Annotated in this window: 22 protein-coding genes and 2 tRNA genes; 11 read left to right on the top strand and 13 right to left on the bottom strand. The window is 48.9% G+C overall.

Translation table 11 applies throughout. From position 1 onward, the window contains the following. Positions 1-47 precede the first annotated feature (47 nt). From AC6R10_RS12425 to AC6R10_RS12405, 5 genes are all read left to right on the top strand, one after another. Positions 48-1139 (top strand): glycosyltransferase, encoded by a 1092-nt coding sequence (locus AC6R10_RS12425; RefSeq protein ID WP_500672410.1) that lies wholly within the window; start codon positions 48-50, stop codon positions 1137-1139. Further along, positions 1136-2323 (top strand): glycosyltransferase family 2 protein, encoded by a 1188-nt coding sequence (locus AC6R10_RS12420; RefSeq protein ID WP_500672409.1) that lies wholly within the window; start codon positions 1136-1138, stop codon positions 2321-2323. The genes AC6R10_RS12425 and AC6R10_RS12420 overlap by 4 nt, the downstream gene beginning before the upstream one ends. Positions 2324-2335: 12 nt before the next feature. Then, complete coding sequence (locus tag AC6R10_RS12415; protein ID WP_500672408.1) at positions 2336-2965, top strand: sugar transferase; 630 nt, start codon at positions 2336-2338, stop codon at positions 2963-2965. 146 nt (positions 2966-3111) lie between these two features. Next, positions 3112-3188: transfer RNA gene (locus tag AC6R10_RS12410), tRNA-Val, on the top strand. Positions 3189-3224: 36 nt separating this feature from the next. Then, a tRNA-Val gene (locus AC6R10_RS12405) sits at positions 3225-3301 on the top strand. Between the two features lie 388 nt (positions 3302-3689). Here AC6R10_RS12405 and eat read toward each other — a convergent pair. Genes eat through AC6R10_RS12390 form a run of 3 tightly spaced genes read right to left on the bottom strand, consistent with a single transcriptional unit; the run spans position 3690 to position 7381 of the window. Beyond that, entirely contained in the window at positions 3690-5090 is a 1401-nt protein-coding gene (eat, locus tag AC6R10_RS12400) for an ethanolamine permease (RefSeq protein WP_500631121.1), read from the bottom strand. 11 nt (positions 5091-5101) lie between these two features. Beyond that, the gene (eutC, locus tag AC6R10_RS12395; RefSeq protein ID WP_500672407.1) at positions 5102-5980 is read right to left on the bottom strand and encodes an ethanolamine ammonia-lyase subunit EutC; all 879 of its coding nucleotides are present in this window, start codon (positions 5978-5980) and stop codon (positions 5102-5104) included. Positions 5981-5983: 3 nt separating this feature from the next. Next, on the bottom strand, positions 5984-7381 hold the full coding sequence (locus tag AC6R10_RS12390; protein ID WP_500672406.1) for an ethanolamine ammonia-lyase subunit EutB: 1398 nt from the start codon (positions 7379-7381) through the stop codon (positions 5984-5986). Between the two features lie 212 nt (positions 7382-7593). On the opposite strand from AC6R10_RS12390, the gene AC6R10_RS12385 reads away from it, so the two are divergent. Then, entirely contained in the window at positions 7594-8538 is a 945-nt protein-coding gene (locus tag AC6R10_RS12385) for a helix-turn-helix domain-containing protein (RefSeq protein ID WP_500672405.1), read from the top strand. A gap of 42 nt (positions 8539-8580) precedes the next feature. On the opposite strand, the gene AC6R10_RS12380 is transcribed toward AC6R10_RS12385, so the two are convergent. Continuing rightward, the gene (locus tag AC6R10_RS12380) at positions 8581-9618 is read right to left on the bottom strand and encodes a polysaccharide lyase family 7 protein (protein ID WP_500672404.1); all 1038 of its coding nucleotides are present in this window, start codon (positions 9616-9618) and stop codon (positions 8581-8583) included. Positions 9619-9978: 360 nt separating this feature from the next. On the opposite strand from AC6R10_RS12380, the gene AC6R10_RS12375 reads away from it, so the two are divergent. The 3 genes from AC6R10_RS12375 (at position 9979) to AC6R10_RS12365 (ending at position 12818) form a co-directional block, all read left to right on the top strand. Beyond that, positions 9979-10938, top strand: coding sequence for a TRAP transporter substrate-binding protein (locus AC6R10_RS12375; RefSeq protein ID WP_500672403.1), 960 nt, complete (start codon positions 9979-9981; stop codon positions 10936-10938). 73 nt (positions 10939-11011) lie between these two features. Next, the gene (locus tag AC6R10_RS12370) at positions 11012-11509 is read left to right on the top strand and encodes a TRAP transporter small permease (protein WP_500672402.1); all 498 of its coding nucleotides are present in this window, start codon (positions 11012-11014) and stop codon (positions 11507-11509) included. A gap of 4 nt (positions 11510-11513) precedes the next feature. Further along, a complete protein-coding gene (locus AC6R10_RS12365; RefSeq protein ID WP_334552257.1) occupies positions 11514-12818 on the top strand; it encodes a TRAP transporter large permease in 1305 nt (434 codons plus the stop codon). A 205-nt stretch (positions 12819-13023) separates the two neighbouring features. Here AC6R10_RS12365 and AC6R10_RS12360 read toward each other — a convergent pair whose 3' ends face one another. The 4 genes from AC6R10_RS12360 to AC6R10_RS12345 form a co-directional block, all read right to left on the bottom strand. Further along, the gene (locus tag AC6R10_RS12360; protein WP_500672401.1) at positions 13024-14493 is read right to left on the bottom strand and encodes an EAL domain-containing protein; all 1470 of its coding nucleotides are present in this window, start codon (positions 14491-14493) and stop codon (positions 13024-13026) included. A 96-nt stretch (positions 14494-14589) separates the two neighbouring features. Beyond that, on the bottom strand, positions 14590-15063 hold the full coding sequence (locus tag AC6R10_RS12355) for a response regulator (RefSeq protein ID WP_487903462.1): 474 nt from the start codon (positions 15061-15063) through the stop codon (positions 14590-14592). Further along, positions 15056-16390, bottom strand: coding sequence for an ATP-binding protein (locus AC6R10_RS12350; RefSeq protein ID WP_500672400.1), 1335 nt, complete (start codon positions 16388-16390; stop codon positions 15056-15058). Before AC6R10_RS12350 ends, AC6R10_RS12355 begins: the two co-directional genes overlap by 8 nt. Next, complete coding sequence (locus tag AC6R10_RS12345) at positions 16380-17798, bottom strand: SLC13 family permease (protein ID WP_500627680.1); 1419 nt, start codon at positions 17796-17798, stop codon at positions 16380-16382. Before AC6R10_RS12345 ends, AC6R10_RS12350 begins: the two co-directional genes overlap by 11 nt. Before the next feature lie 400 nt (positions 17799-18198). Here AC6R10_RS12345 and AC6R10_RS12340 point away from each other — a divergent pair, with 400 nt between their 5' ends. Further along, entirely contained in the window at positions 18199-18507 is a 309-nt protein-coding gene (locus AC6R10_RS12340) for a hypothetical protein (RefSeq protein ID WP_487903459.1), read from the top strand. Positions 18508-18672: 165 nt separating this feature from the next. Here AC6R10_RS12340 and AC6R10_RS12335 read toward each other — a convergent pair whose 3' ends face one another. Together AC6R10_RS12335 and AC6R10_RS12330 are read right to left on the bottom strand one after the other, a co-directional pair. Beyond that, the gene (locus tag AC6R10_RS12335) at positions 18673-19593 is read right to left on the bottom strand and encodes a LysR family transcriptional regulator (RefSeq protein ID WP_500631129.1); all 921 of its coding nucleotides are present in this window, start codon (positions 19591-19593) and stop codon (positions 18673-18675) included. 125 nt (positions 19594-19718) lie between these two features. Continuing rightward, positions 19719-21605 (bottom strand): methyl-accepting chemotaxis protein, encoded by a 1887-nt coding sequence (locus AC6R10_RS12330; protein ID WP_500672399.1) that lies wholly within the window; start codon positions 21603-21605, stop codon positions 19719-19721. Positions 21606-21795: 190 nt separating this feature from the next. Here AC6R10_RS12330 and AC6R10_RS12325 point away from each other — a divergent pair, with 190 nt between their 5' ends. Next, entirely contained in the window at positions 21796-21996 is a 201-nt protein-coding gene (locus AC6R10_RS12325; RefSeq protein ID WP_500672398.1) for a DUF2986 domain-containing protein, read from the top strand. Here the strand turns inward: AC6R10_RS12325 and AC6R10_RS12320 are convergent. From AC6R10_RS12320 to cobA, 3 genes are all read right to left on the bottom strand, one after another. Further along, positions 21982-22461, bottom strand: a complete 480-nt coding sequence (locus tag AC6R10_RS12320) for a LabA-like NYN domain-containing protein (protein ID WP_500672397.1) — start codon at positions 22459-22461, stop codon at positions 21982-21984. The two genes, AC6R10_RS12325 and AC6R10_RS12320, sit on opposite strands and share 15 nt — an antisense overlap. A 137-nt stretch (positions 22462-22598) precedes the next feature. After that, positions 22599-22988, bottom strand: coding sequence for a glycine zipper family protein (locus AC6R10_RS12315; RefSeq protein WP_334552277.1), 390 nt, complete (start codon positions 22986-22988; stop codon positions 22599-22601). A gap of 80 nt (positions 22989-23068) precedes the next feature. After that, positions 23069-23845, bottom strand: coding sequence for a uroporphyrinogen-III C-methyltransferase (cobA, locus tag AC6R10_RS12310; protein WP_487903157.1), 777 nt, complete (start codon positions 23843-23845; stop codon positions 23069-23071). Positions 23846-23947 lie beyond the last annotated feature (102 nt).

The raw sequence follows: 23947 nt of genomic DNA, 5'->3' as shown, positions 1-23947 counted from the left end.
CAATTCCATAGTAACCATCACGGAACGATCATCAGTATGAGGTGCCCATGACCACACAACGTAAACTTACCTTTCATGTTGTTCAACATCTCACCCCCGGCGGTATAGAGACATTAGCGATTAACATGACCAAGCTCGCGTCTCCAGAACATAAAGTGCTCATCATCAGCCTTGAAGGTCAGCTTCAACAAGCGATTGACGCCTGGCCAGCGCTCGCAGAGATTCAAGACAAACTGCTGTTTCTTGGCAAAGGTCCGGGTGTGGAGTTGAAGACATGGCGCACGCTCTACCGTCTATTTCGAATCATGCAGCCGGATGTGGTGCATACCCATCATATTGGCCCACTGCTTTATGCCAGTGTCGCGGCGCGATTGGCGGGGGTGAAACATCGAATTCATACTGAGCACGATGCATGGCACCTTGAAAACAGCAAGTCACGCTGGGTACAGGGCGCTGCGCTCTCTTTCGCCAAGCCGTGGTTGGTGGCCGATGCTCAGCATGTCAAAGGGGTGATCGACGGCCACTTTGGCTATTCTCGCTCCACCGTGATTCACAACGGGATTGATTGCGCACGCTTCAAACCGGCCGCAAAGCCACTGGCTCGTCAAGCGCTCGGTTTACCGACCGATAAAAGGCTCATTGGCTGTGCGGGTCGCTTAGAAAACGTCAAAGGACACGATGTCGCAATACGTGCACTGGCAACACTGCCAAGCCACTACCATCTCGTCATAGCCGGCAGAGGCAGTGAGCGTGAGTCATTGATTGCGCTCGCTCGAGAGCTAGGCGTCGAGTCTCGGCTCACTCTACTTGGACTGGTAGAAGATACCGCACGCTTTTACCCATGCTTAGACGTGTTTGTTCAACCTTCGCGCTTTGAAGGGTTTCCTCTCGCGACGCTGGAAGCGCAAGCGTGTGGCATTGCTACTATCGCGACCGATGTTGGCGGCACTGCGGACACCTTGTGTCCACAATCTAGCCTGCTGATTGAACCAGATAACGTCACCGCCCTCAGCGAAGCCATTTTGGCTCTAGAGCGCCGAGCACTCCCCCTCTCACCGCGCCCGTTTGTTGAAAGACAATTTGAGATACGCGAGATGATTAAAGCCTATCAAATGCTCACTAAGGAGGCATGCGCATGAGCGATACGATCTTAATGGCGTTATTTGCCCTGTCCGCCAGTTTGGTGATTTACCATCATATCGGCTATCCACTTCTATTGGCGTGGTATGCGAAAAACCATCCCGTCAACGCGCCGCGCCATGCCAATCGTGGTTTTAAAGCGCAGAAAGAGGATGAACAATGTGCTTCCATCACCATTTTGGTTCCCGCTTACAATGAACAAGCTTGGATTGCGGAAAAAATTCGTAACCTAGCCTGTTTAGATTACCCCAAGCACAAATACCAAGTGATGATTCTGTGTGACGGCTGCACTGATGACACCGTGCATATCGCGCAGCAAACGGTGCAAGAGGCCATCTGCGCCGATACCCACTTCGAAATCAAGAGTTTTGCCACTAACCGCGGTAAAGTCGCGGTGCTGAATGAGCAGATTCCTTTGGTGACCACTCAACTCACGGCGCTCAGTGATGTCTCAGCCATCATCTCGGTGGATGCGCTGATACTTGCTAATACTCATTTCCAAAACCGTCAGGTGGGAGTGGTCAATGGTCACTACCAGCTGTTTGGCAGCCAGCATCAAGGCGAAAACCGTTATTGGCAGTATCAGACCAAAGTCAAACAGCAAGAGGTTAGCTTAGGTTCGACTTTGGGCGCACATGGCGCGTTTTATCTCTTTCGCACTTCTCTTTTTGATTCTCTCGATGAGAATACCATCAACGACGATTTCATTTTGCCGATGCGCATTGTAAAAAAAGGCTACCAAGCGGTCTATGAACCTGAGCTCGTCGCGCTCGAACTCGAACCCACTGACCCAGACAATGATTTCAAACGTCGCCTGCGCATCTCAGCAGGAAACATGCAGCAAGTCATACAGTTAGCTGACATGCTCTTACCCAAATACCGCGGGGTTGCTTTTGCTTTTCTCTCTGGCAAAGGGCTCAGACTCGCCACGCCGTATCTATTGATTGTCTGTTTTATTACGGCTTTGCTGCTTGCAAGCTACCCGCTGTTTAGTTTGGCATTGTTCGTGCAATGCTTCTTATACACAACCGCTGTGTTGAGTTACTTGTTCCCCATCCTCTTTCGTCACAAGGTGTGCAAAGTGATGTTGTATGTGGTGATGGGTCATTACGCAAATTTTGTCGGTGGTCTGCGCTATCTATGTGGCGTCGGCGCCAAAGGTTGGACTGGTCAAAACCAGTAACAGGAGTTCATTATGTCTGCTTACACTACGATTAAACATTCTAAACGCGCGTTCGACGTTACCGTTGCCCTGATTGGTCTGGTCTTATCCGCGCCCATTTTTGTGTTGGTCGCCCTCGCTGTCAAGCTCACCTCTCCCGGCCCGGTGCTCTACAAGCAGTTGCGAGTAGGTCAATCCAGCCCCGATCGAATGGCGCTATTCGAAATCATTAAATTTCGAACCATGTACCAAGACGCAGAAAAAATCAGCGGCGCGGTCTGGGCTACCGACAACGATCCACGCATCACTCCTGTCGGCCGTTTCCTTAGAAAAACACGCCTTGATGAGATCCCGCAGCTGCTTAATGTCATCAAAGGGGAAATGTCACTGATTGGCCCGCGCCCAGAACGCCCAGTCTTTTATCAAAAACTGGAAACCGCCATTCCCTACTTTGCCGACCGCACGTATGGCGTTATGCCCGGTATCACAGGCCTTGCGCAAGTGAACCAAGGTTACGACTCCTGCATCGACGATGTACGCCGTAAAGTCGGATTCGACCACAGCTACGCACTCTCTTTGTCGTCAGTGAAGTCTTGGTTACTTATGGATATGGCAATCATGACCAAAACCGTCAGCGTGATGTTCAACGGCCGAGGCCGCTAACACGTGACCCAATGCACACTTTACCGCCAACGGCGTCTAAAACGGCGCCAATTCGATTAGATATAAAGCAAACGCACTCAAATCATTGAAATTAGGCTTGCACAGGGAATTAAGACTGGTTAATATTCTCGGCGTTCCAAGGGAATGCGTCCGTAGCTCAGTTGGTTAGAGCACCACCTTGACATGGTGGGGGTCGGTGATTCGAGTTCACTCGGACGCACCATTCCTTTCTGAATCAAGTTCAGTGGAACAAGAATTTGGGTCCGTAGCTCAGTTGGTTAGAGTACTACCTTGACATGGTAGGGGTCGGCGATTCGAGTTCGCCCGGACCCACCAAATTCGTTCTTATAGAACAAACACAAAGCCCGCATCTTGCGGGCTTTGTTGTTTTTAATCACTGTAATTTTGTGTTGATTAAATCCTAAATTCTTACCCTACTCCCGTAATTACTAAGTGCATACACATTCATTTTTTATTCACCTACAACAATCAACTTAATACTCAAAAATGCTCAGTGTCCATCTGGTGTCCAAAATGGTGGCTAAATAAAAATTGTTTGGTGACCAAAACGGTGTCCAAACTGAAAGTTGTAGGACTCAATTTCGGTGTCCATGAAATATAGAAGGCTCCCCCTCGTTGCTGTAGCCAACGCAATAGCCCATATCGCCAGACGTATAAAAGCCAAGCGATATCCGCTTGGCTTGAGTAGTATCAAAGCGATTGATTAAGAGGCGGTAGATTCAAGCTCTTGTTCAGCAATCGACAGCATGGCGAACTCTTCTTCTGCGGTACCCGCCACTAAGTTATTGCGGCTATATAGACCATAGTAAGCACCACCAATCACGAACAAGCCAAGTGTCATCATAAAGGCCGAGGGATCAAACGCGTACACCCCTGTCATAGCAATCAGCGATAACACCAAACAGATCGCCGATGTGACCACACCGCCCGGTGTTTTGTATGGTCTTGGCAATTCGGGCTGTTTGACTCTAAGCAGAATATGACTCAGTGCCATCAGCGCATAGGACACGGTCGCACCCACTACCGCCATAGCGAGGATCAAATCGCCCTCTCCGGTTAATGACACCACAAAGCCAAAAATACCAGGGAAGATTAACGCGCGAGAAGGGACTTTATTTTTGCTCGTCAGTGACAAGCTCTTCGGTAAATAACCGGCTCTGGACAAAGCAAACACCAGACGACTGTAGCCATAAATGATCGAAAAGAAAGACGCGACCAGACCGGCAAGCCCTAAAACGTTGACAATGGTGGCTATCGTCGGATTACCTGTCAGTTTAAGTGCATCCACTAACGGCACCGCACTGCTACCAATCACGTTTGACCCTACGGCACCCGCCAACAGAAGCACAACTAACGCCGCAGTAAACAGCAGAAATAACATCGCGCCTATGATACCTTTAGGTACATCTTTCGCGGGGTCTTTAGCTTCTTCGGCAGCCAGTGGCACTCCTTCTACTGCCAGAAACAACCACATCGCAAACGGCAACGCGGCCCAAACACCATACCAACCATAAGGCAGTGCCTCTGTGGCTTGCGCGCTTGCTGGGGCAATATCGAATAGATTGCTGGCGTCAAAATGGCCAATAAGCACGGCGGCGGTCAATAAGATGGCGAACACCGCAAGACCGCTGATCACCATCATCACTTTAAGTGCTTCGCCAACACCCGCTAGGTGCACAGCGATAAAGGCGGCATAAAAGAGTGCATAGACCCAAGGCCCATCAATACCGATCAGTTCATTGACGGCAGACCCAATGAAAATGACAATGGCCGCTGGTGCCAACGCGTACTCAATCAAGACGGCAAGCCCGGTGATAAACCCACCCGTTGGGCCCATGGCTTGTCGTGCAAAACTGTAACCACCGCCTGCGGCTGGGATCGCGGCAGACATTTCCGCTAAAGAGAGAACCAAGGTTAAATACATGACTGCCATCGCGACGGCGGCAATCAGAAATCCGCCCCAACCCGCTTGGGCAATACCAAAGTTCCACCCTGCGAAATCTCCCGAGATCACATACGAGACCCCTAGTCCTGCTAATAGCACCCAACCGGCGGTGCCTCGTTTCAGTTGCCGTTTGGCAAGGTATTCTTGATGTTTAGACATAGTCATTCCCTTTACTGTTTTGAAATTAGAAAGTTCGATTGATGTTGTTCACCGAGCGTCATGCCATCTTGCTGCTCATCCATACTTGATCGGTCTTTGAGATTAACGCCTGTCAGCTTGAGCGAACGCGCTTCTTCAAGAAGATAACTGGCGCGAAAAGCAGCGTCGGAATAGTTCAAACCTTGCGGCCGAATGTTAGAGATGCAGTTTCGCTCAGAGTCTTTACTGCCTCGCTTGGCGCCCCAGGTGAGGTACATCCCCATGCTGTCCGGCGAAGTGAGCCCTGGGCGCTCACCAATCAGAACGACAACCATATTGGCATTGAGGCACTGGGCTACATCGTCACCGACTGCCACTCTTCCCTGCTCAACAATCGTGATGGGGGCGATGCGCCAAGGCGCGTTGTGTTGGCTGGTGAGTCTCACAAGCAGAGCCTCTAGCAGTGGCACTGCATGTCGCTGAATCGCTACCGATGAAAGGCCATCGGCCACAACAAAGGCCAAGTCATAAGTGTGTTGGTCATGTCGATGCTGCGCGATCACCTCCATGCTCTCTTTGCTTAGTTCACGGCCAAAATCTGGCCTTTGTAAATATTCGAAGCGGTCGTTGGCTTTTGATTTCGCCACAATGGGCTCGCGTCCTATCTGGGAAGTCATTACGCTTGATTGAGTAATGTCCTGCGCCAGTTTGTTAATGTCGAGCGCGCAATGCACCGCATCCATCGCCTTGGCATGGTCAAAACTAAACGACAGCCATTCGTTGGTCGGCACACTACTTCCGCAACGGCCGAGTGCAATGCGTGCGGAGGTGAAATCTTTCAGTTTCTGCCACGGATTCTCGACCACACTTTCTCGAGCAGGGTGAGATTCAAATCTGATCACTTTACCCATCAACTACGCTCCCTGGATTCGATTCATTGCGTTGGAAAACGACTTCGCGACTTGATTACTGAGGCGTACACCGCTGACATCTTCAAAGATCTGCATCTCCATTAACCAACGTTCAAACTCTGGCGCGGGTTTTAGTCCGAGCACTTTTCGCGCGTAAAGCGCATCGTGAAAAGAAGTGGTTTGATAGTTGAGCATGATGTCATCAGAGCCAGGGATCCCCATGATGAAGGAGCACTCAGCCACACCCAGTAGCGTGAGCAAGTTATCCATATCGTTTTGATCTGCGTAAGCATGGTTGGTGTAACAGATGTCGCAACCCATCGGCAGCCCGAGCAGCTTGCCGCAAAAGTGATCTTCTAATCCGGCGCGAATGATTTGCTTCCCATCGAACAGGTACTCAGGACCGATAAAACCCACCACGGTATTCACAAGCAGTGGGTCAAAGTGACGAGCGACAGCGTAAGCGCGTGTCTCGCAAGTCTGCTGATCCACACCGTGAAAGGCATTGGCCGACAGCGCCGTGCCTTGGCCTGTTTCAAAGTACATGACATTGCTGCCCACTGTGCCTCGCTTTAGCGAGAGTGCGGCATCTTGAGCCTCTTTTAGAATATTGAGGTTAATACCAAACGTGTCGTTGGTACCCTGCGTGCCACCGATAGATTGAAAAACTAAATCAACCGGCGCGCCCATTTCAATCGCTTCGATGGTATTGGTCACATGGGTCAGAACACAGGATTGAGTAGGAATGGCGTAATGTTGAATAACATCATCCATGAGGGTCATCAATTTGACCGCTTGCGGCACGTTGTCTGTCGCCGGATTGATGCCGATCACCGCATCGCCATTGCCATACATCAAACCATCGAAAATGGTCGCGGCGATCCCGTTGAGTGAATCTGTGGGATGGTTGGGCTGAAGGCGTGTGGATAGACGTTGGGGTAAGCCAATCGTATTGCGAAACGCCGTCACCACCTCACACTTCTTCGCGACGAGAATCAAATCTTGATTGCGCATGATTTTGCTGACTGCCGCGACCATTTCAGGGGTTAGGCCAGGCCGAATGGCGGTCAGAGTATGGCTATCGGCTTCATCACTCAACAACCAATCTCTCAAGCCACCCACCGTCAGGTGAGCGATCAACTTGAACGCCTCACGGTCGTGTGTATCGATGATCAAACGCGTGATTTCATCATCCTCATAAGGAATAAGAAGATCATCGAGAAATGTGCTCAGTGGCAAGTCTGCCAACGTCATTTGCGCAATAGCGCGCTCGGTGGCGGATTCTGCCGCCACGCCAGCCAAGCGATCGCCTGATCGCTCAGGTGTCGCTTTGGCCATCAGTTCTGTCAGTGAAGCAAAGGTATACACTGTCGTTCCTTGCTGCCGTCGATAAATCGCCATCCATTACCTCTTTTTGGCTATTGGTGCAGTTCTTGCTCTCTTCATCATTCCCAGTAAGAGAATGAACTCTTTAAGCGTGTGTTTAAGAGGAATGAAGCGAAAACTGTTCCAATCAACTATCAAGAATTGGCAATCTTTAACCCCTTTTTATTCAATGAGTTAATGATGGGCGCCCCACAATGGCGCAAAGTGGAGATTAGGAGTATTACAGGATGGATCTCGATACCCCAACCAGTGAACCAAACTTGTGCACTCGTCACTGTAATGATGCAAATCAGCAAGCAGGCCAATTGATTAACTGGCATCAAGAGTATGATCAACTCAGCGAGGGGAATTTTAGTGGGATGATACAAGAGCGACGGTTTCGTCATCTGCATGTGTTTCGTGAAGACAGCAATCGTTCACTTCGTCAGCAATGCTCGATTGAAGAAGGGATATGGCTAGGTCTCAGCGTCGAGGCTGACGCTATTACTGTCAACCAGCGGCCGATGAATGCTTCTGATATTCTCGTGCGTGATAGCAACAGCGAGTTTGAACTCGTGACACCGCGAGATTATGCCATCTACGGTATCGTCGCTGACCAGTCAGTGCTTGATCATGTATTGTGTGAAACCGACCATCAAGGTTCCGGTCTCAACCCCGCATTACTTGGAATCACAGACGAGTCATCCGCCAATCTCCTCAGGCGTTATCTCAGTGTCCTGCTCAATCCAGAAAGGCATGTATGGTCAGCTCACACTCATCAGCGATTATTGTGTGATTTCATTAGCGAATTACTATCTCGCAGCTCTGCGCCAACCCCTCGGGTGGCGACCCCTCAGCAACAACGTATTATCCAGAGCGCCATCGACTACCTCACTCAAGCGCCCTCTCATCTCCCCATCACCGTCAGTGATCTCTGCCAAGCGACACATGTCAGCCGAAGAACGTTGCAATACGCCTTCGAGCACTATTGCCAGGTGTCACCCAAACAGTACATCAAGCGCGTCAGGCTCAATCAAGTAAGGCGTGCCCTGCAGGCGCGACTCGAGGATGGTTCGATTTCAGACATCGCTTTTCGCTTTGGCTTTTATCATATGGGAGAGTTTGGCCGTAGCTACCGTCAATTATTTGGAGAGTCGCCGTCTGAGACGCGAATGAGTGGCACTCGTGACTGAGCACGGCGAACTCTTTACCTATCGAAACGCTGTCTATTAAGACTATTGGCCATTCAGTTTTAACTCTGTGAAGGTTACGCTGTTGTAATCACCGTTGAGTTTGTCCACGGCAAAATCACCCGTGCCCTCGCAACCCGGGCCCCATATTGGGTGACTGTCCTGAACGCTACATTGACCATAGGCGCCTGCTTTAAAGTAGAACGCGTCTTTGGCGTAGCCGGTAGGTGAGTCCTTGTCATCAATCCCCTTACTCAAATCAATCTCATAAGTCACGGTGTCATGTCGGTCCGCTTCAAACATTAGAGACATGGTAGTTCCGTTAACTTCAATTTGATAACTGAATGACTCACCCAAGGCGATGCCCGCTTCACCAGGCTCGGCATCATTTTCCCAAGTGTTACCCCAGACTGGGTAGGCCATGTCTTCTCTATTGGGATCGTCTTTGGCTAAATTTCGTTCATAGTTCCAGAATACTGAACCCATTTTATGGTTTGGAAACTTCTTGTAGAAAATTTTGATCGGTTCGTTTCCGTGACCAAAACCTGTCTTGGCTTTGATTTGATCGTTGTCTTTTTCAGCGTGAATCTGCCCGACCACCACAGAATAGGCGGGATACTTATTTGGATACTTAGCATGAAGAGAGACATGATTAACCTTGAGCGTCGCTTCGAGTTTACCACCAATAGCACTGAATGATTCGGCGTCTGGATGGCTCGACAATGCCCAGTTGTTTAAAGGATCATGCGTTCCGATTGCAAAGTTCGCGCCTCTTGCCATTTGGCGCAACTCTGAACGAGCATTTTTAGAGTTTTTGGTGGTGATGGCTTTATTGTGCACTTCAAACACCAAATGCCCTTGGCGATCGAGGTAGAAAAAGTCAGAGTGTGAATAACTCATCATCGCGACACCTTCAATCTCATCGACTCGGCCATCTTGGTTAATGTCTGAAGGAATGGTGATCTTCCAGTGGCGCATGTCGAACTTGTCTGCAGGGACGGGATAGTTCACACCATTATTGGCCACATCAGCAAGCGTAGGTAAGGACAGAAGCAGCGACGTCGCCACTAACATTTGTTTCATTTTGTTACTCCTTTTTGTGTTATTGTCCTACATGATAGTGATTATTTATTGTTCAAAAACAACCAAGAACGAAAAAGCCAATCCAACTCACAGTACAAAGTTATATTTTGCCACGCAGATCAAAATGCCACCAAATCAGCCTAAATTACGCATTAAAGTAAAAATAAAGTCCAAAATTGGTGATTTTAGCAACAATTAATATGAGTAAAATCACAATTCAGTTTAAATTCCACTCAATTATGCTGGCTTGCCGCACATATAAACTTTTGTGTCATTGTATTACAAATAATTCAAGAAAATACTGATGAGGAAGTTTGAAAGACTCTTCACTCTACCGACCAAAATAAAAAGGATGACAACATGAAACAGACGATTCTGACGGTGGCTGCCGCCTCGATGATCTTGGCTTTCGGTGCGCAAGCTCGAACGCTAACATTAGGTCACGCGATGAACCTCGAGAGCGCTGCCCATGCAGGGATGGAAATCTTTGCGGCGAAAGTGAAAGAAAAATCCAATGGCGAAATGGACGTAAAAATCTTTCCTAATGGCATGCTTGGGTCAGAGCGCGATCAAGCAGAGCAAGTCGTGACAGGCGCCATCGATATGGCGAAAATCAACGGATCGTTGGCTGAATCGTTTGAACCCACTTACAAAGCGATCTCTATCCCATTCTTGTTCCGTGATGCAGACCATATGCATACCTTTATGCGCAGTGAGACAGCACAGCAACTTCTCCAGTCTAGCGAAGGAAAAGGGTTCATCGGGCTCACACTGTATGATTCTGGTTCACGCAGTTTCTACAGCTCGAAACCCATTCAAACCCCCGACGATCTTGCTGGCCTCAAAGTCCGTGTTCCAGAATCTCCAACCATGATGGAAATGGTAAGACTGCTCGGTGCACGCGCGACACCCGTTCCGTTTACGGAAGTATATACCGCGCTTCAGCAAGGCGTAATTGATGCCGCAGAGAACAACATTTCCAGCTTAGTCGAAATGAAACACTCTGAAGTCGCGAAATACTATTCCATGGATCAACATATGATGACGCCTGATCTCATCATGATTTCAGAAGTGACATGGAGTAGCCTCAATGACGCTCAGAAAGCCATAGTTCGCGAAGCTGCCGCCGAATCGATGGAGGAAGAAATTAAGATCTGGGCTGATATCGACAGTAAGAACAAGAAATTAGCCGAAACATTGGCCGTGAAATTTGTTGAGGTTGACAAAGACAAGTTCCGCGAAAAAGTCGCGCCGATGTTGGACAGTGCCAAGCAAGATCCTGTCTTAGGCACCTACATTGAAGCCATCCAAAAGCTCTGATTTCCCCTTAAAGTAACAAGCCCCACCATCGCGGTGGGGCTGCAACTTTGAATCATTGTAAATAGGAGTTTCAATGGTTTCTGCTCTTAACACGTTAAAAACGACGCTCGATAAAGTGATACTCATACTGTGTGGCGTGGCCATTATTAGTCTTGTCATTACTGTGACTTGGCAGGTGTTTAGTCGCTACGTACTTAACGATCCCAGTTCTTTTACTGATGAGCTTGCCCGGTACACCATGATATGGTTCGGTCTGCTGGGTGCCAGTTATCTGTTCGGTAAAAATGGCCATCTGGCCATCACCCTTTTTGTCGGTTCAGTGGGTCCTAAATACCAAAAATTCTGCCATCTACTCATCAACTTGGTGTCGTGTGCCTTTATCTATCTTGCCATGATCAAAGGTGGCAGCCAGCTCATTGGTCGGACGATGCTGCAGTTTTCGCCTGCGCTACAGATCCCGATGGCTTATGTCTATTTCATTTTGCCGCTCTCAGGAGCGTTAATGCTGGTTTACCTTCTTCTCAACACCTTACTGCTCTTCAACCAACAAGAGCGACGCATTCAAGGGTAATGATATGGATATCTCTGTAGGTTTTTGGCTTTTATGCCTCTTTATCGTCATGATCAGCTTCAGTATTCCGATTGCGATCGCCATCGCAATGTCCTCACTGGTGATCATGTGTACTATCCTTCCTCCTCACGTGGCCTTCATGACCGCAGGTCAAAAGATTGTGACTGGCATTGATAGCTTCAGCTTGCTTGCCATTCCTTTTTTCATTTTGGCAGGGAACATCATGAATCGAGGGGGAATAGCCAACCGGTTGGTCGAGTTCGCAAAACTCTTGGTTGGAAAAATGCCCGGCTCGTTGTCACATGTGAATGTGATTGCCAATATGTTGTTTGGCTCGGTTTCCGGCTCAGCGGTCGCCGCGGCGGCAGCGGTAGGAAAAACACTAGAGCCAGAGCTGGAAAAGGAAGGCTACGACAAATCGTTCGCTACCGCAGTGAATGTGGCGTCGTGTCCATCAGGCTTATTAATTCCACCCAGTAATTCATTGATCGTCTTCTCTGTCGTCAGTGGTGGTACGTCCATCGCGGCGCTGTTTATCGCCGGTTATGTGCCAGGCATTTTAATGGGCCTCAGCTGTATGGTTGTCGCCTATTTTATTGCCAAGAAAAAAGGCTATCGAACCTTGTCGCAACCCAAAACAGCGAGAGAAATTCTCACCATTACTTGGCGGGCAATACCGAGCTTGGGGTTGGTCGTGGTCGTCATTGGAGGGATTATAGGGGGGATCTTTACCGCCACTGAAGGCGCGTGTATCGCCGTTTTGTATTCGTTTTTCTTGTCATTATGTTATCGCACTCTCGGCGTTAAAGAGCTAAAAACCATCTGTGTGGAAACGGCTGAAATCACAGGGATTATGCTGTTCTTGATTGGTGCATCAACAATTATGTCTTGGGCGATGGCCTTCACTGGTTTGCCTAACCTCATCAGTGAATGGATGCTATCGATTTCAGACAACCCGATTATTATCTTCATTTTAATGAACGTGATTTTGCTCATCGTCGGGATGTTTATGGACTTAACCCCTGCCGTGCTTATCTTCACGCCAATATTTATGCCCATCGCAACTCAACTCGGTATGCACCCGATTCACTTTGCGATGATGATCATCTTCAACCTATGCATCGGCATAGCGACGCCCCCAGTAGGGACCGCGCTATTCGTCGGCTGCAGTGTCAGCGGCGCAAGGATAGAGAGCGTAATACGTGCAGTTTTGCCTTTTTGCGCGGTATTGATCATCACTCTCCTGCTCATCACCTTTGTCCCAGACATCAGTTTGGCCCTGCCCCGAGCATTCGGTTTGATTAACTGAGTTTAGCCCCCCGTCACGCCATGTAACGGGGGGGACTTTGCTATTCCCTAAAACCCACTACCAATATTAATATACAGAGCACTCTCTTCGTCACTAAACGCGACATCCATACCGAGATGCAAACCGTAGCGTCTGGCAATTTTGTGCACTTGGTTTTGCCTCCTAACTGAGTTAGACGCACTACACCCATTCAATCACACTACATTTACAGATTTAACTGCCCAAGCGGCACCGGTTTACTGTACAGGTAACCTTGATGCAAGTTCACCCCTTGTGAGAGGAGGTAGTCGGCTTGTTCCGCATACTCAACCCCCTCGGCGATCATGGTCAGGTTGAGTGCTTTGGCTAGATTAATGATGGCGTTAAGCACGGGTGCGCTCACGCTGTCGACGCCGATGGTATCAACAAAGCACTTGTCAATTTTAAGCACATCGATTTTGGTCTGCTCTAACACCGCGAGTGAGGTTTGTCCGGTGCCAAAATCATCAATCAACACTTCGAGGCCTTTTTCGCGCAATTTTGCTATGCCATCTCGGGCTTGACCATCAAGCAATTGACGCTCGGTCACCTCTAAACCTAATACAATGTTGCGCTTTGCGAACTGGTCGTGATGATTCACCAAAAATAGTTGCTTCTCCGCTGAGGCAAAGTAACCCGGCGGGAAATTGATCCCTAAGTGGAACGGCGCATCAAAGTGGCGATCGCACCAATCATTCCATGCTTGCTTGACCACCACATCGGTCAACTCATTGATTAAGTCAAACTCCTCCATCACGGGAATAAACACATCCGGATAGATCAAACCTCGAGTGGGATGCTGCCAACGCACCAACGCTTCCACCCCGACCGTTCGACCACACGCCGCATCCACTTGCGGCTGATAATGGAGCACAAACTCATTGCGACGCAGTGCGAGCTTAATTTCTGCGTACATGCTGCGCTCTGCGCTCAGCTGAATTCTAAGTAAAAACACCGCGATATACAGCACGATTAACGCCAGTACTGCGAGACTCACGTAATACAGCGTGGTCTGTCGAATTAACTCGCTGCTCGCCTCGACGAGCATTCGATGGCCAAATTGACTGGACTCTATCGAATACACGAACCAACTGTTTGGGATACTCGCACCAGCAGGAGCAACTTTGCCGTTTACGATTAACACCGCCGTATTGATGTTCGGCTCCGTCAGATAGCCCAAACGTGCCCGCATAAAATCTCTATCCACCAGCGACACAGCGTGGTAGATCTCGCTATCAATCACACGTGAATTAATCACCGCTAGTGAGACATCTACAGAGTTAGGGAGCGGCACCACCTCAATGGTCTGATTTTCCACCGGTTCGGTCAGCGGAAACAACGCACTGGTGTTGCTCAATGATGAGCATATCACTTGGCCATTGCGGAGGGTTTGCTGCTCTTCCACCTCTCGCTCATAGCGCATGTTTTGCTGAATCACATGACAGAGATTGGGCGCGATGAGTGCAGCGCGGTTTTCATCAAGAATACCGTTGATGATGCGCTCGTAGGTGACCATGTAATGGTCACCGATATCTTGCAGGGTTTGGTGAATTTTTTGCGTGGCAAAGTAGACTGAGGCAACGAAAATCATCAGAGGCGGGATGACGTACACCGCAAAGTGCGCTGCAGATTTTTTAACCTGACGATATCCAACCATAGCCAACTCAACTTACTGTTTATAATAATATTATAAACATAACCTCAACATCGAGGTTATTCAATTTTCCTGTGCAATTTCACGCTTTGTTTGCGCCTAGCTGAGTCGTTTCAATACGATGGTTTGATCAAGCTGCTGATGAAAAGGTTGATAGTCGAGTCCCATATCAAACAGATATTCTGTCACCAAGCTTCGTACGCACCCTTGCAATTCCTTTGCGCTCCAAGGTTTTTCAAAATAGTGACTCACCCCGGCGGTGTTGATAGCGGTGATCGTGTCGGTGTGGGTCGCTTGTCCAGTGAGCAAGACTTTCTTGGTGTGCTTAAATCGGTTGTCATTGGTGATCTCGGTTAAGAGTTCTACCCCTGTCATTCCAGGCATAACATGATCTGAGACCACGACTGCGATAAACTCGCCCTGTGCATCAAGCTCATCCATTAACTCCAGCACTTCCTCACCAGATTCACAATCTAACACCGTGAGCCATTGGTTGAGTGGCTCTAAATCCTGAACGACCGCACTTAATACTTCTCGTTGGTCGTCAACACAAATGACATTCAGCTTATCCATTGCTCTCTCCTAACGGTAACTTGACGCGAAAAATGGTGCGTGAAGGATCGCTTTTGACCACCACACTACCGCCATTTTCGCTGACGATTCTTTTAACGATGGCAAGCCCAAGGCCCAAGCCAAACGATAAGCCACCTTTTTTGGTGGTGAAATTGGGCTGAAAAATTTTGCGCCGGGTCGGCTCATCAATCTCTGGCCCATTGTTAGCGATGGTGACCAAAATCCTCTGGTTGACCACCTTAGTGTGTATCTCAATCATCGGGTCGTCTGTGCTGCGCATCGCATCACACGCGTTTTTGATGATGTTGCTCCATACCTGAACAAATTCGGTCGAGGAGCCTTGAATCCTTGGTAATTGAGCAGGCCGCAAGTGCACATTCACTCGGCGTAAATCACTTTGCAGCAACGCAAGGGCTTTGTTGAGGGTGTCGTTGATGTCGAGCAGCTCCAACGGCTCATTGTCCGTGCGCCCAAGCTGTTTCACCGATTTGACGATGGCAACAGAATGGCGCGCTGCACTGCGCAAATCGTGCATCCCCCTACCCATCTGCCAATATTTGAGCGCTGAGTCGACATCGCTTAGCCACTCGCTTGGCACCTCATCACTGGCCAACGCGCGTGCGAGCGCACTGGCGGTTTTACTATCAACGCGATAGCGCTGCTCAATATTTTTTGCCAAACGGCGTATCTCGCGTGACGAGATCATTTGCCCTTGCCGCAAGCCAAAATCAAAGTGCGCCTTATAAGCGGGTTTGACCTCAGCCAGTAGCTCACTCAGTTCGTGTTGCAGGCGCTCAGTTTTACTGCTAACAACACCAATCGCATTGTTTAGTTCATGGGCGATCCCCGCAGCCAGTTGACCCAAGGTGGTCATCTGCTCGGCGGTATGCAGCTGTTGTAACGCTTTTTCTTTGGCTAGCGCTTCTTGAGTTGCTCGATGCTGGCGACGATTGAGTTCATTGACCATCACCGGCATAAACTGCGCATTGAGCGGCCCCAACCGTTCAGGCTCCACCGCTGCCGTGGTGCGATCAATCCAAGCCAGTTTGACGTCTGTTTTGCTGATGACCGTTGAGGAAGCCATCCACGTCCCGGAGAAAAAACTGTGCACGCCAATGAAGGCGCTTGGCCCAGCGGTAAACACCTTAATGCGTTTGCATTTGGATTCGGATGCAACAAACCCCTCAAGCTCACCTTCTCGAACATAGTAGAGCCGATCGTTACTGCCATTTTGTTGCAAGATCACCTGATTCGCCGCCAAATCAATTTGGCGATCTGGATCTGAAAAATAGTGACGAATCAGCTCGTCCATGACGTTATCCAACATGGCCAATAAGATTTAAAATCCACACCAACACAAAGCTCAGTAACACGCCCACCACGCCAAGAATCACCCCAACTTTCGCCATCTGGTTGCTCTGTACGTGACCCGTTGCGTGCGCCAACGCGTTGGGAGGCGTACTGATGGGCAGCGACATGCCAAGCGAGGCAGCGAATGTCACTACAAGAATCAAGGTCACTTCACCGCCCAATGGCGCCAGTGACGTCATCGAGGTGCCAAGCGCGGCCATAATAGGCATCAACAAGTTGGCGGTTGCAGTATGAGACATGAAATTCGCCATCAACAAGCAGAGCATTGCGGCGCCAAACAGGACAACGTAAGGAGAGAAAGCATCAAACGGAATACTGTGAACAACACTTTGTGCTAATCCGGTTTTGTCCAGCGCGAGACCGAGCGCAATACCACCCGAAACGAGCCATAGGACATCCCAAGAGATCTTCTTCAAATCTTCTTTGTTGATGATGCCTGTGAGCGAGAAGATCGCGACCGGAATTAGCGCCACGGTGTAGGAGTTCATACCGTGGCTTGAGCCCATCAACCACAATACAATCGTCAGCGTGAATGTCGCGTACACTAAGATTGCTTTCGGAGTTTTGAGGAACTTTCCTTTGATCGACAGTTCAATGCGTTGCTGCTGCGCACGGTAGAGGCTGTTCATTAACACCCATGCGAGCGCCATCATCACCACGACAAACGGCACACCAAATGCCATCCACTCACCAAAACTGATGCTGTTCTCCCCCACCAGATACTTCAACGCGATCGCGTTAGGCGGCGTACCGATTGGCGTACCGATGCCGCCGATATTGGCCGCGACCGGAATACAAAGTGCAAACGCCACACGCGCTGGATCTTTGGGGCCAAACAGCGCAATCACCGGCGTTAAGATCGATAGCATCATCGCTGTGGTGGCCGTGTTGGACATAAACATGGAAAAGATGCCCGTGATCAGCATTAACCCGAGCATCACATACTTAGGATCATGGCCAAACGGTTTGAGTAATACTCGTGCTAAGTTCACATCCAACCGGTATTTGGTTGCGGCCATCGCCAAGAAAAAACCACCCAAAAACAGCATGATAATTGGGCTTGCGAAGGTCGCCATAATGTCAGAGTAGTTGAGTAAGGTACCAAAGTGCGCCTCACCCTCATTGGCGCGAAACCAATAAATACCCTTGTTGGAAACCAGCAGTAATTCCAACACAATAATCACCACTGACGTGGCATAGATGGGGATCGGCTCAAATACCCAGCACAACGCAGCCAGTAAAAAAATCGCCGTTACACGTTGTTGTACTAGCGTAAATCCGTCAAACGGGAAAGCGGACAGAGGTAAGGCGAGAACGATCAGTGGAATCACGATCGGTATAATGAATTTCAAGTACTTTTGCATGACACAGCTCATCCTGAGAATAATTTCTCGCCGCAGTATCAGGCTTTAGAAAGCTGACGACCCTAGTGTCGGATCAATCTTTTTGCAACTATACCAATGAGTTATTTGGAATGTGATCTAGAGCTCACTTTTCACGTGCTACGCGACAACGTGGCTGACGTCAAGCGCTCAATGTGCTGTTATCCGTGCTCGCCAGAAAAATAAACGTGCAGATTTAGCCACAATCAAATTAATTTCGTGACATTGGGGTGGTTAATTTAAAATTCAATAGCGATATTGTTGCCATTTTTGCACATGTAAAATGACAAACGTGATATTTATCACACTTATGATTTCGCGCAGAATACATTCCGTACAGAGAACAACTTCTCCCATGTGAACAAATTCTGAGGAAATCAAAATGAAAAAAGTATTATCAGTACTCGCCCTTACCACACTGACTTCAAGCATGGCTTTTGCGGCTAGTGACTACACACTGAACGTTGAACCTAACAACAACCAAGCGAAAGTTACCGTATTGAAAGATGGCCAACCGGTCAGCAACGTACCGGTTAAAGTCGTCGGCAACGGCACCAAAACTCACATTTCAGGCTCAAAAGGCACCTTCGTTGCGGCAAACTTGTTCGATAACGGCCGTACCTTCACCTTTGAACTGGTTGATGACAACGGCGAAGTCGTTCGCGAACAACGTTACCTCACTTCATTCTAAGTTAGACGGTTGCTGTCCACAGCTGTCTGCGTGAATCGTCACAGTGAGACGCGCCTTGTTCGGCCAGTCTGCTCAGTATATCAAAACGCCCAGTATCAACTGGGCGTTTTTTATTGCTCGGACGTTACGGTTCGCTCTGCTTTCACTCAATCTACTTGGTGTATGTTAGCTAAAGTACTGCTCCCACACTGGCGGCGTCCCGATGACTTGCTGAGCAATATCAATAAAGGCTTTTGCCAAAGGCGAAACATTGCGGTGAGTATACAGGGCGTAGACATCACCAAAAGAGGGCATGTGATAATCGGGGAGCAACTGAACCAACCCCATCTTTTCGATTTCTTTAGAAATCATAAACTGACCAATCATGGCATACCCCATCCCCGACTTAACGCTGTCTATCACTAACTGAGGCTCATTGACGCGATATGGCCCAGTCATGGTGAAGGTGTCCAAGCGCAAGTTATCTTTCGAGTGAATCTGCAATTTATCAATCACAATACTGCTGTTGGCGTAAATAACCGCTGGGAGAGCCACCAATTGCTCAGGGGTCTCAGGCAGACCATGCTGCTCAACAAACTCTTCAGACGCCACCAGCGCCAATTTGTTGTCCGCCAGCCGTTTCGCAACCATGGACGAATCCCGCATTGGGCCGATGCGAAACGCAAGATCAATACGCTCTTTGATCACATCTACACGTAAATCATCCAGCACCAAGTTGACGGTCGCTTTCGGGTATTTCTCCAAAAACGCTTCCACCACCTTTTGAATGTACTTACGCCCAAACAGCGTGCTGCTTGAGATCCTCAAGTTGCCGACCGGTTCACTATGGTAAGACTCGGCAATTTGCTTGGTCTCTTCGAGCAGCGAACTGACTTTATTGGCTTGATCCACAATCTGATAGCCAACATCGGTTAGCGACAACGAACGGGTAGTTCGGTTGATAAGCCTTACCCCTAAATGCTCTTCAAGCTGTTTCACCTGCTTAGAGAGCACTGAACGGTCGAGATTGAGTCGGTCTGCCGCTTTAGCAAACGAGCCCGCTTTCGATACTTCCAGCAACAGCTCCATCCTACTGGCCAAATCCATTCACACCTCTAATTATCTATCCACCATTCATTGCGCCATAGTAGCGGAGCTACACAAAAAAATTAAGCCCGCCAAATGGCGAGCTTAATGGGTAGTCTTGATAAACCAAGTGCTAATCGAAGGCGTTACACTTTGAAAAAGCCAAGTTCTTCTTTTTGCGTGACTGCGAGTTTTGACAGCTCAGCCGAGGCTTGCAGCGTTTCATCCACACCCGAGACGTTCTTTTGCACCAGATCGTAGGCGTGAGTGGTGTTTTGGGAGATGTCCTCGGTGACGCTAAATTGGTCTTGCGCGGCGGTCGCCACTAGCGTGTTGATTTCAGAGATGGCGTCCACCGCGCGATATATCTCTTCAAATGAGGCTTTCACGCGATCGGCAAGCTCGACTGACTCCTCAATCAACTCAACATTTTTGCTCATATTGTGCTGCGCTACATCAGATTGTTTTTGCAGCTTTTCAATGATCTCTTTGATGCTTACGGTAGAATCTTGCGTTTTGGATGCCAAACTGCGCACTTCGTCCGCCACCACGGCGAAGCCTCGCCCATACTCACCCGCACGCGCCGCCTCAATGGCTGCATTCAGCGCCAGCAAATTGGTTTGCTCCGAAATGGTATTGATGACTTCAATCACGCTACTGATCTCTAGCGCAAACTGGCGCAAATCGCTGACAATTTGCGCGCTGTCATTGACGGAGGCGCTGATAGAATCGGTCAAGGCGATATTTTTCTCCAGAGTCAGCTTACCGTTGGCGACATTCTCACGTGCACCTTTGGCAACCTCTTCCGCTTGCACCGCTTGCTGACTCACCTCTTGAGAGGTAGAAGACAACTCATTGATGGCTGTGGATATTTGTTCCATCTGCGCCAACTCTTGATGTGCGTTGGATTTGGTGTCATTCATGATGACGTTGAGCTGCTCAGACGCCGAAGAGACGCTTTCTGAGATGCCGTGTGTGTTCTTAATTAGCTCAGAGAGTTGCAGTTTGAGCTTGATCAGAGAGAGATAAATACCCGTCTCTTTGCCCGTTTGTGGGATCTCTTGACTGAAGTCCCCTTTGGCCATATCTTCCATCAAATGCGCAATTTCATCGGGCGTACCACCAACCGGGACTAATACCAGCTTGTCGACCAACACAAACAGCACGCCAATCGCTAGCAGCAGACTCACAAAACCTATAACAGTAGATGTGATCAATTGATCGTTCGCATTGCGCTCAATTTGCGCATCGCGGATGAAGGTGACGAACTTCCATCCACTGACGTCCAGTTTTGTCCAAAAGGCGGTGAAGTCGGTCGCCTTACCATCCACGACTGCCTCGTATTGTAGGATGTGGGTATCCTTGTTGAATTGTTTATAGAGTGGGCGCTCTTGGTAGATGTTTTTTCCTAATAGATCTTGATACGGGGATAGCAAAATAGTGCCATCTTCACCATATAGGAACATATCATTGCGACCTTTGATTTTAGTCAGCAATGAATCGAGGTAGATCGAAGTGATCACAGCCACGTGAGAATTGATTTTGTAGGCCAATACCACCACTTCTTTTTGTGTCACAGCAGAGACAAAAGGCGGTGAAACGAAAAATGTCTTCCCTTGTGTGAACAGTGCAGTGTAATAAGAGCGGCTGAGCTCTTTAACGTTGAAATCCATTTGGCGACCTTCCACGTTGTATATGCCGCCATCCACATCAATAATATACGCGCCCTCAATAAAAGACTGCTGTGTGCGATAAAGCATTTCCAACTGCGTCACCGCTTTGGTCGATAAACCTTGGTCAGTGATATCACCAACGCTCACCTTAACGCCCGACAAGACGTGTTGGTAGCCAGTGAACTTCTCAGTTAGGTAGGTTTCTACTGCAGCATTTTTCTCCATCAGCACTGTTTGGCTGAGTGCCACGCTCTCCTCTTTGAATGATAAAAATCCAGTCACCGTCAGCAATGCAACGATGACAACAATCATGCTGCCAATCGCCGCGGATATTTTCAGTTTGAATGAATTCACGCTCATTCCCCTTTGTCATTATTGAAATATGCATTAAGGGTAAAGCGATGCTGCCAATCCTTTATTGATCGGAGTTAATCTTAATGCTGAAACTATCATTCTGAGTGATAATTCAACCATTCAAATGACGGGGGAGTCTTGCAGCGTAGGTGGAATCTGCTAGGATGTGCGCCCTCTACTCGATAAGGTGTTCACCATGAATCGTAAAAAACGCATCAACCAGATTTTGAAGTCAAAACAAAAAAAAGCGAACGCTAAGCTGCACAAAAGCAACAAGCCGCGTTACATCTCAAAAGCCGAGCGCGCCAAGCTTGAAAACGAGGAAGAGAACGCAACCCAAGTATCAGACAATGAGACTAAGCAGAGCGTAGCCGATTCAGAATCAGCGACGCAGTAATAGATCGTGGTCGATGGCGATGAATCGATCACTCGCCTCTATCAAGCTTTGTGCTGTCAGTGCCTCGACACCGTAAACGTCAACGGGCGTATTAAAACGCTGCTTAATACGCTCCAGTAACAAGGTAAAATCCCCATCCCCTGACAGCAGAACGACTCTATCCACTTTGGCCGCCGTCTCATAGACATCGAGCGCGATACCCACATCCCAATCCCCTTTCGCACTGCCATCTTGACGCTGGATGAAAGGTTTCAACTTCACATCAAACCCGATACCACGCAAGATATGGTGGAACTGGCGTTGTTTAGGATCATGAGAAGCGATGGCGTAAGCATTGGCGATCGACACTTGACGCCCTTGCGTTGCCACGTACCAAAATTGGTTGTAATCGAAGTGAGCGCGGAACTGCGCGCGCGTGGTGTAATAGATGTTTTGCACATCCACAAAGAGTGCGATGGTTTCCATCAAGTGCATCCAACCTGGTGATTTAGCAATGGTTCGGCACTGTAACAGAATTCGATGAGGTTGAGAAATCGGTCTATTGGCAATAACAATAGCGGCAGAGAGTCCCTGCCGCTATCGCTCGTCTAGCCAACGAGTTGTTAATTTAATACGGTGTAGCCACGGTTGGTCATGCAGTTACGCATCACGGTTTGGCGTTCAGCTTCATAGTTTTTCTGGTTTTCACGGCGATCTTTACTGCCACCAAGTACACCAACCGCTAAGCCCACGCCTGCGCCCTTCTTCGCACCTTCCGAACCTGAACCACCAGCGATTGCCGTTCCCGCCGCGCCCAGCGCTGCGCCTTTGGCTGCGCCACCGACAGCACCACGTGATTGGGTGTCTTTTTGCACTTGATTGGCCAACTCTTCACATTGATGTTTATCGTAGATAAAGTCTTTTTCATCAACGCCGTTTTTATCAATAATCAAATTGGCGTTTGCGCCGGCTGCCATGACAAGGGTGGCAAATAACGTGGTCATTCGTTTCATCGTTGCTCCAACAAAGCGTTCGCGTTAATTCGTTGTTAAGGAGAATAAGCAACCCTGCGCCGCTTCACTAGGAATAACGATTATTCCGTCTTATTTTCTGGTGCAAACCAATGCAATGAACGATGCAATTGTGTGACGCTGCCGACCACAATCAGCGCGGGGCTCACGGCTTGTTCGCCTAGACTCGCCAGATCTGCGAGTTTACCCGTTAAGACACGCTGCTCTTTACGAGTGCCGTTTTCGATGATAGCGCATGGCATGTCGACATCCATACCCTGATCGATAAGATTGGCCTGAATGTGGCGACACTGTTTTAAGCCCATATAGAAGACTAACGTGTTGTTGGGCTGTGCCAGCGCGGACCATTGAATCTCTTGTCCATTTTGTTGAACATGACCGGTAATAAACTGCACGCTCTGGGCATGGTCTCGGTGCGTCAAGGGAATCCCCGCGTAAGAAGTCGCACCTGCGGCGGCGGTGATGCCCGGCACCACTTCAAATGAGATATAGTGCTGAGCGAGCGCTTCCAACTCCTCGCCACCACGGCCAAAAATGAATGAGTCACCACCTTTAAGGCGCACGACACGTTTGCCTTGCTGGGCTTTTTCGACCAAAATTTGATTAATTTGATCTTGCGGTACACAGTGAAAATCGAGCTGTTTACCCACGTAAATCCGCTCAGCCTCAGGGTTAGCGATGGCGAGGATCTCCTGTGACACCAATCGGTCGTAGACCAAGACCTCCGCTTGCTGGATAACGCGATACCCTTTCACTGTCAGCAAATCCGGATCGCCTGGGCCCGCTCCGACCAAAGAGACAAAACCACCTTGATTTGTGTTAACGGCGTTTGTAGACATAGCCACCACTCTTAAAAATTCACGATAAAAAGTGACAATCGCTCTATTGAAATCATCACTTGTTATCGAAATTCAGCCCCGCGGAGAGCGGGGCTGAGTGAC

The organism is Vibrio sp. R12-SG2-ISO1, from assembly GCF_059834045.1.
The sequence above is the reverse complement of the archived record's forward strand: the minus strand, read 5'-3'. Positions and strand labels throughout refer to the sequence as shown.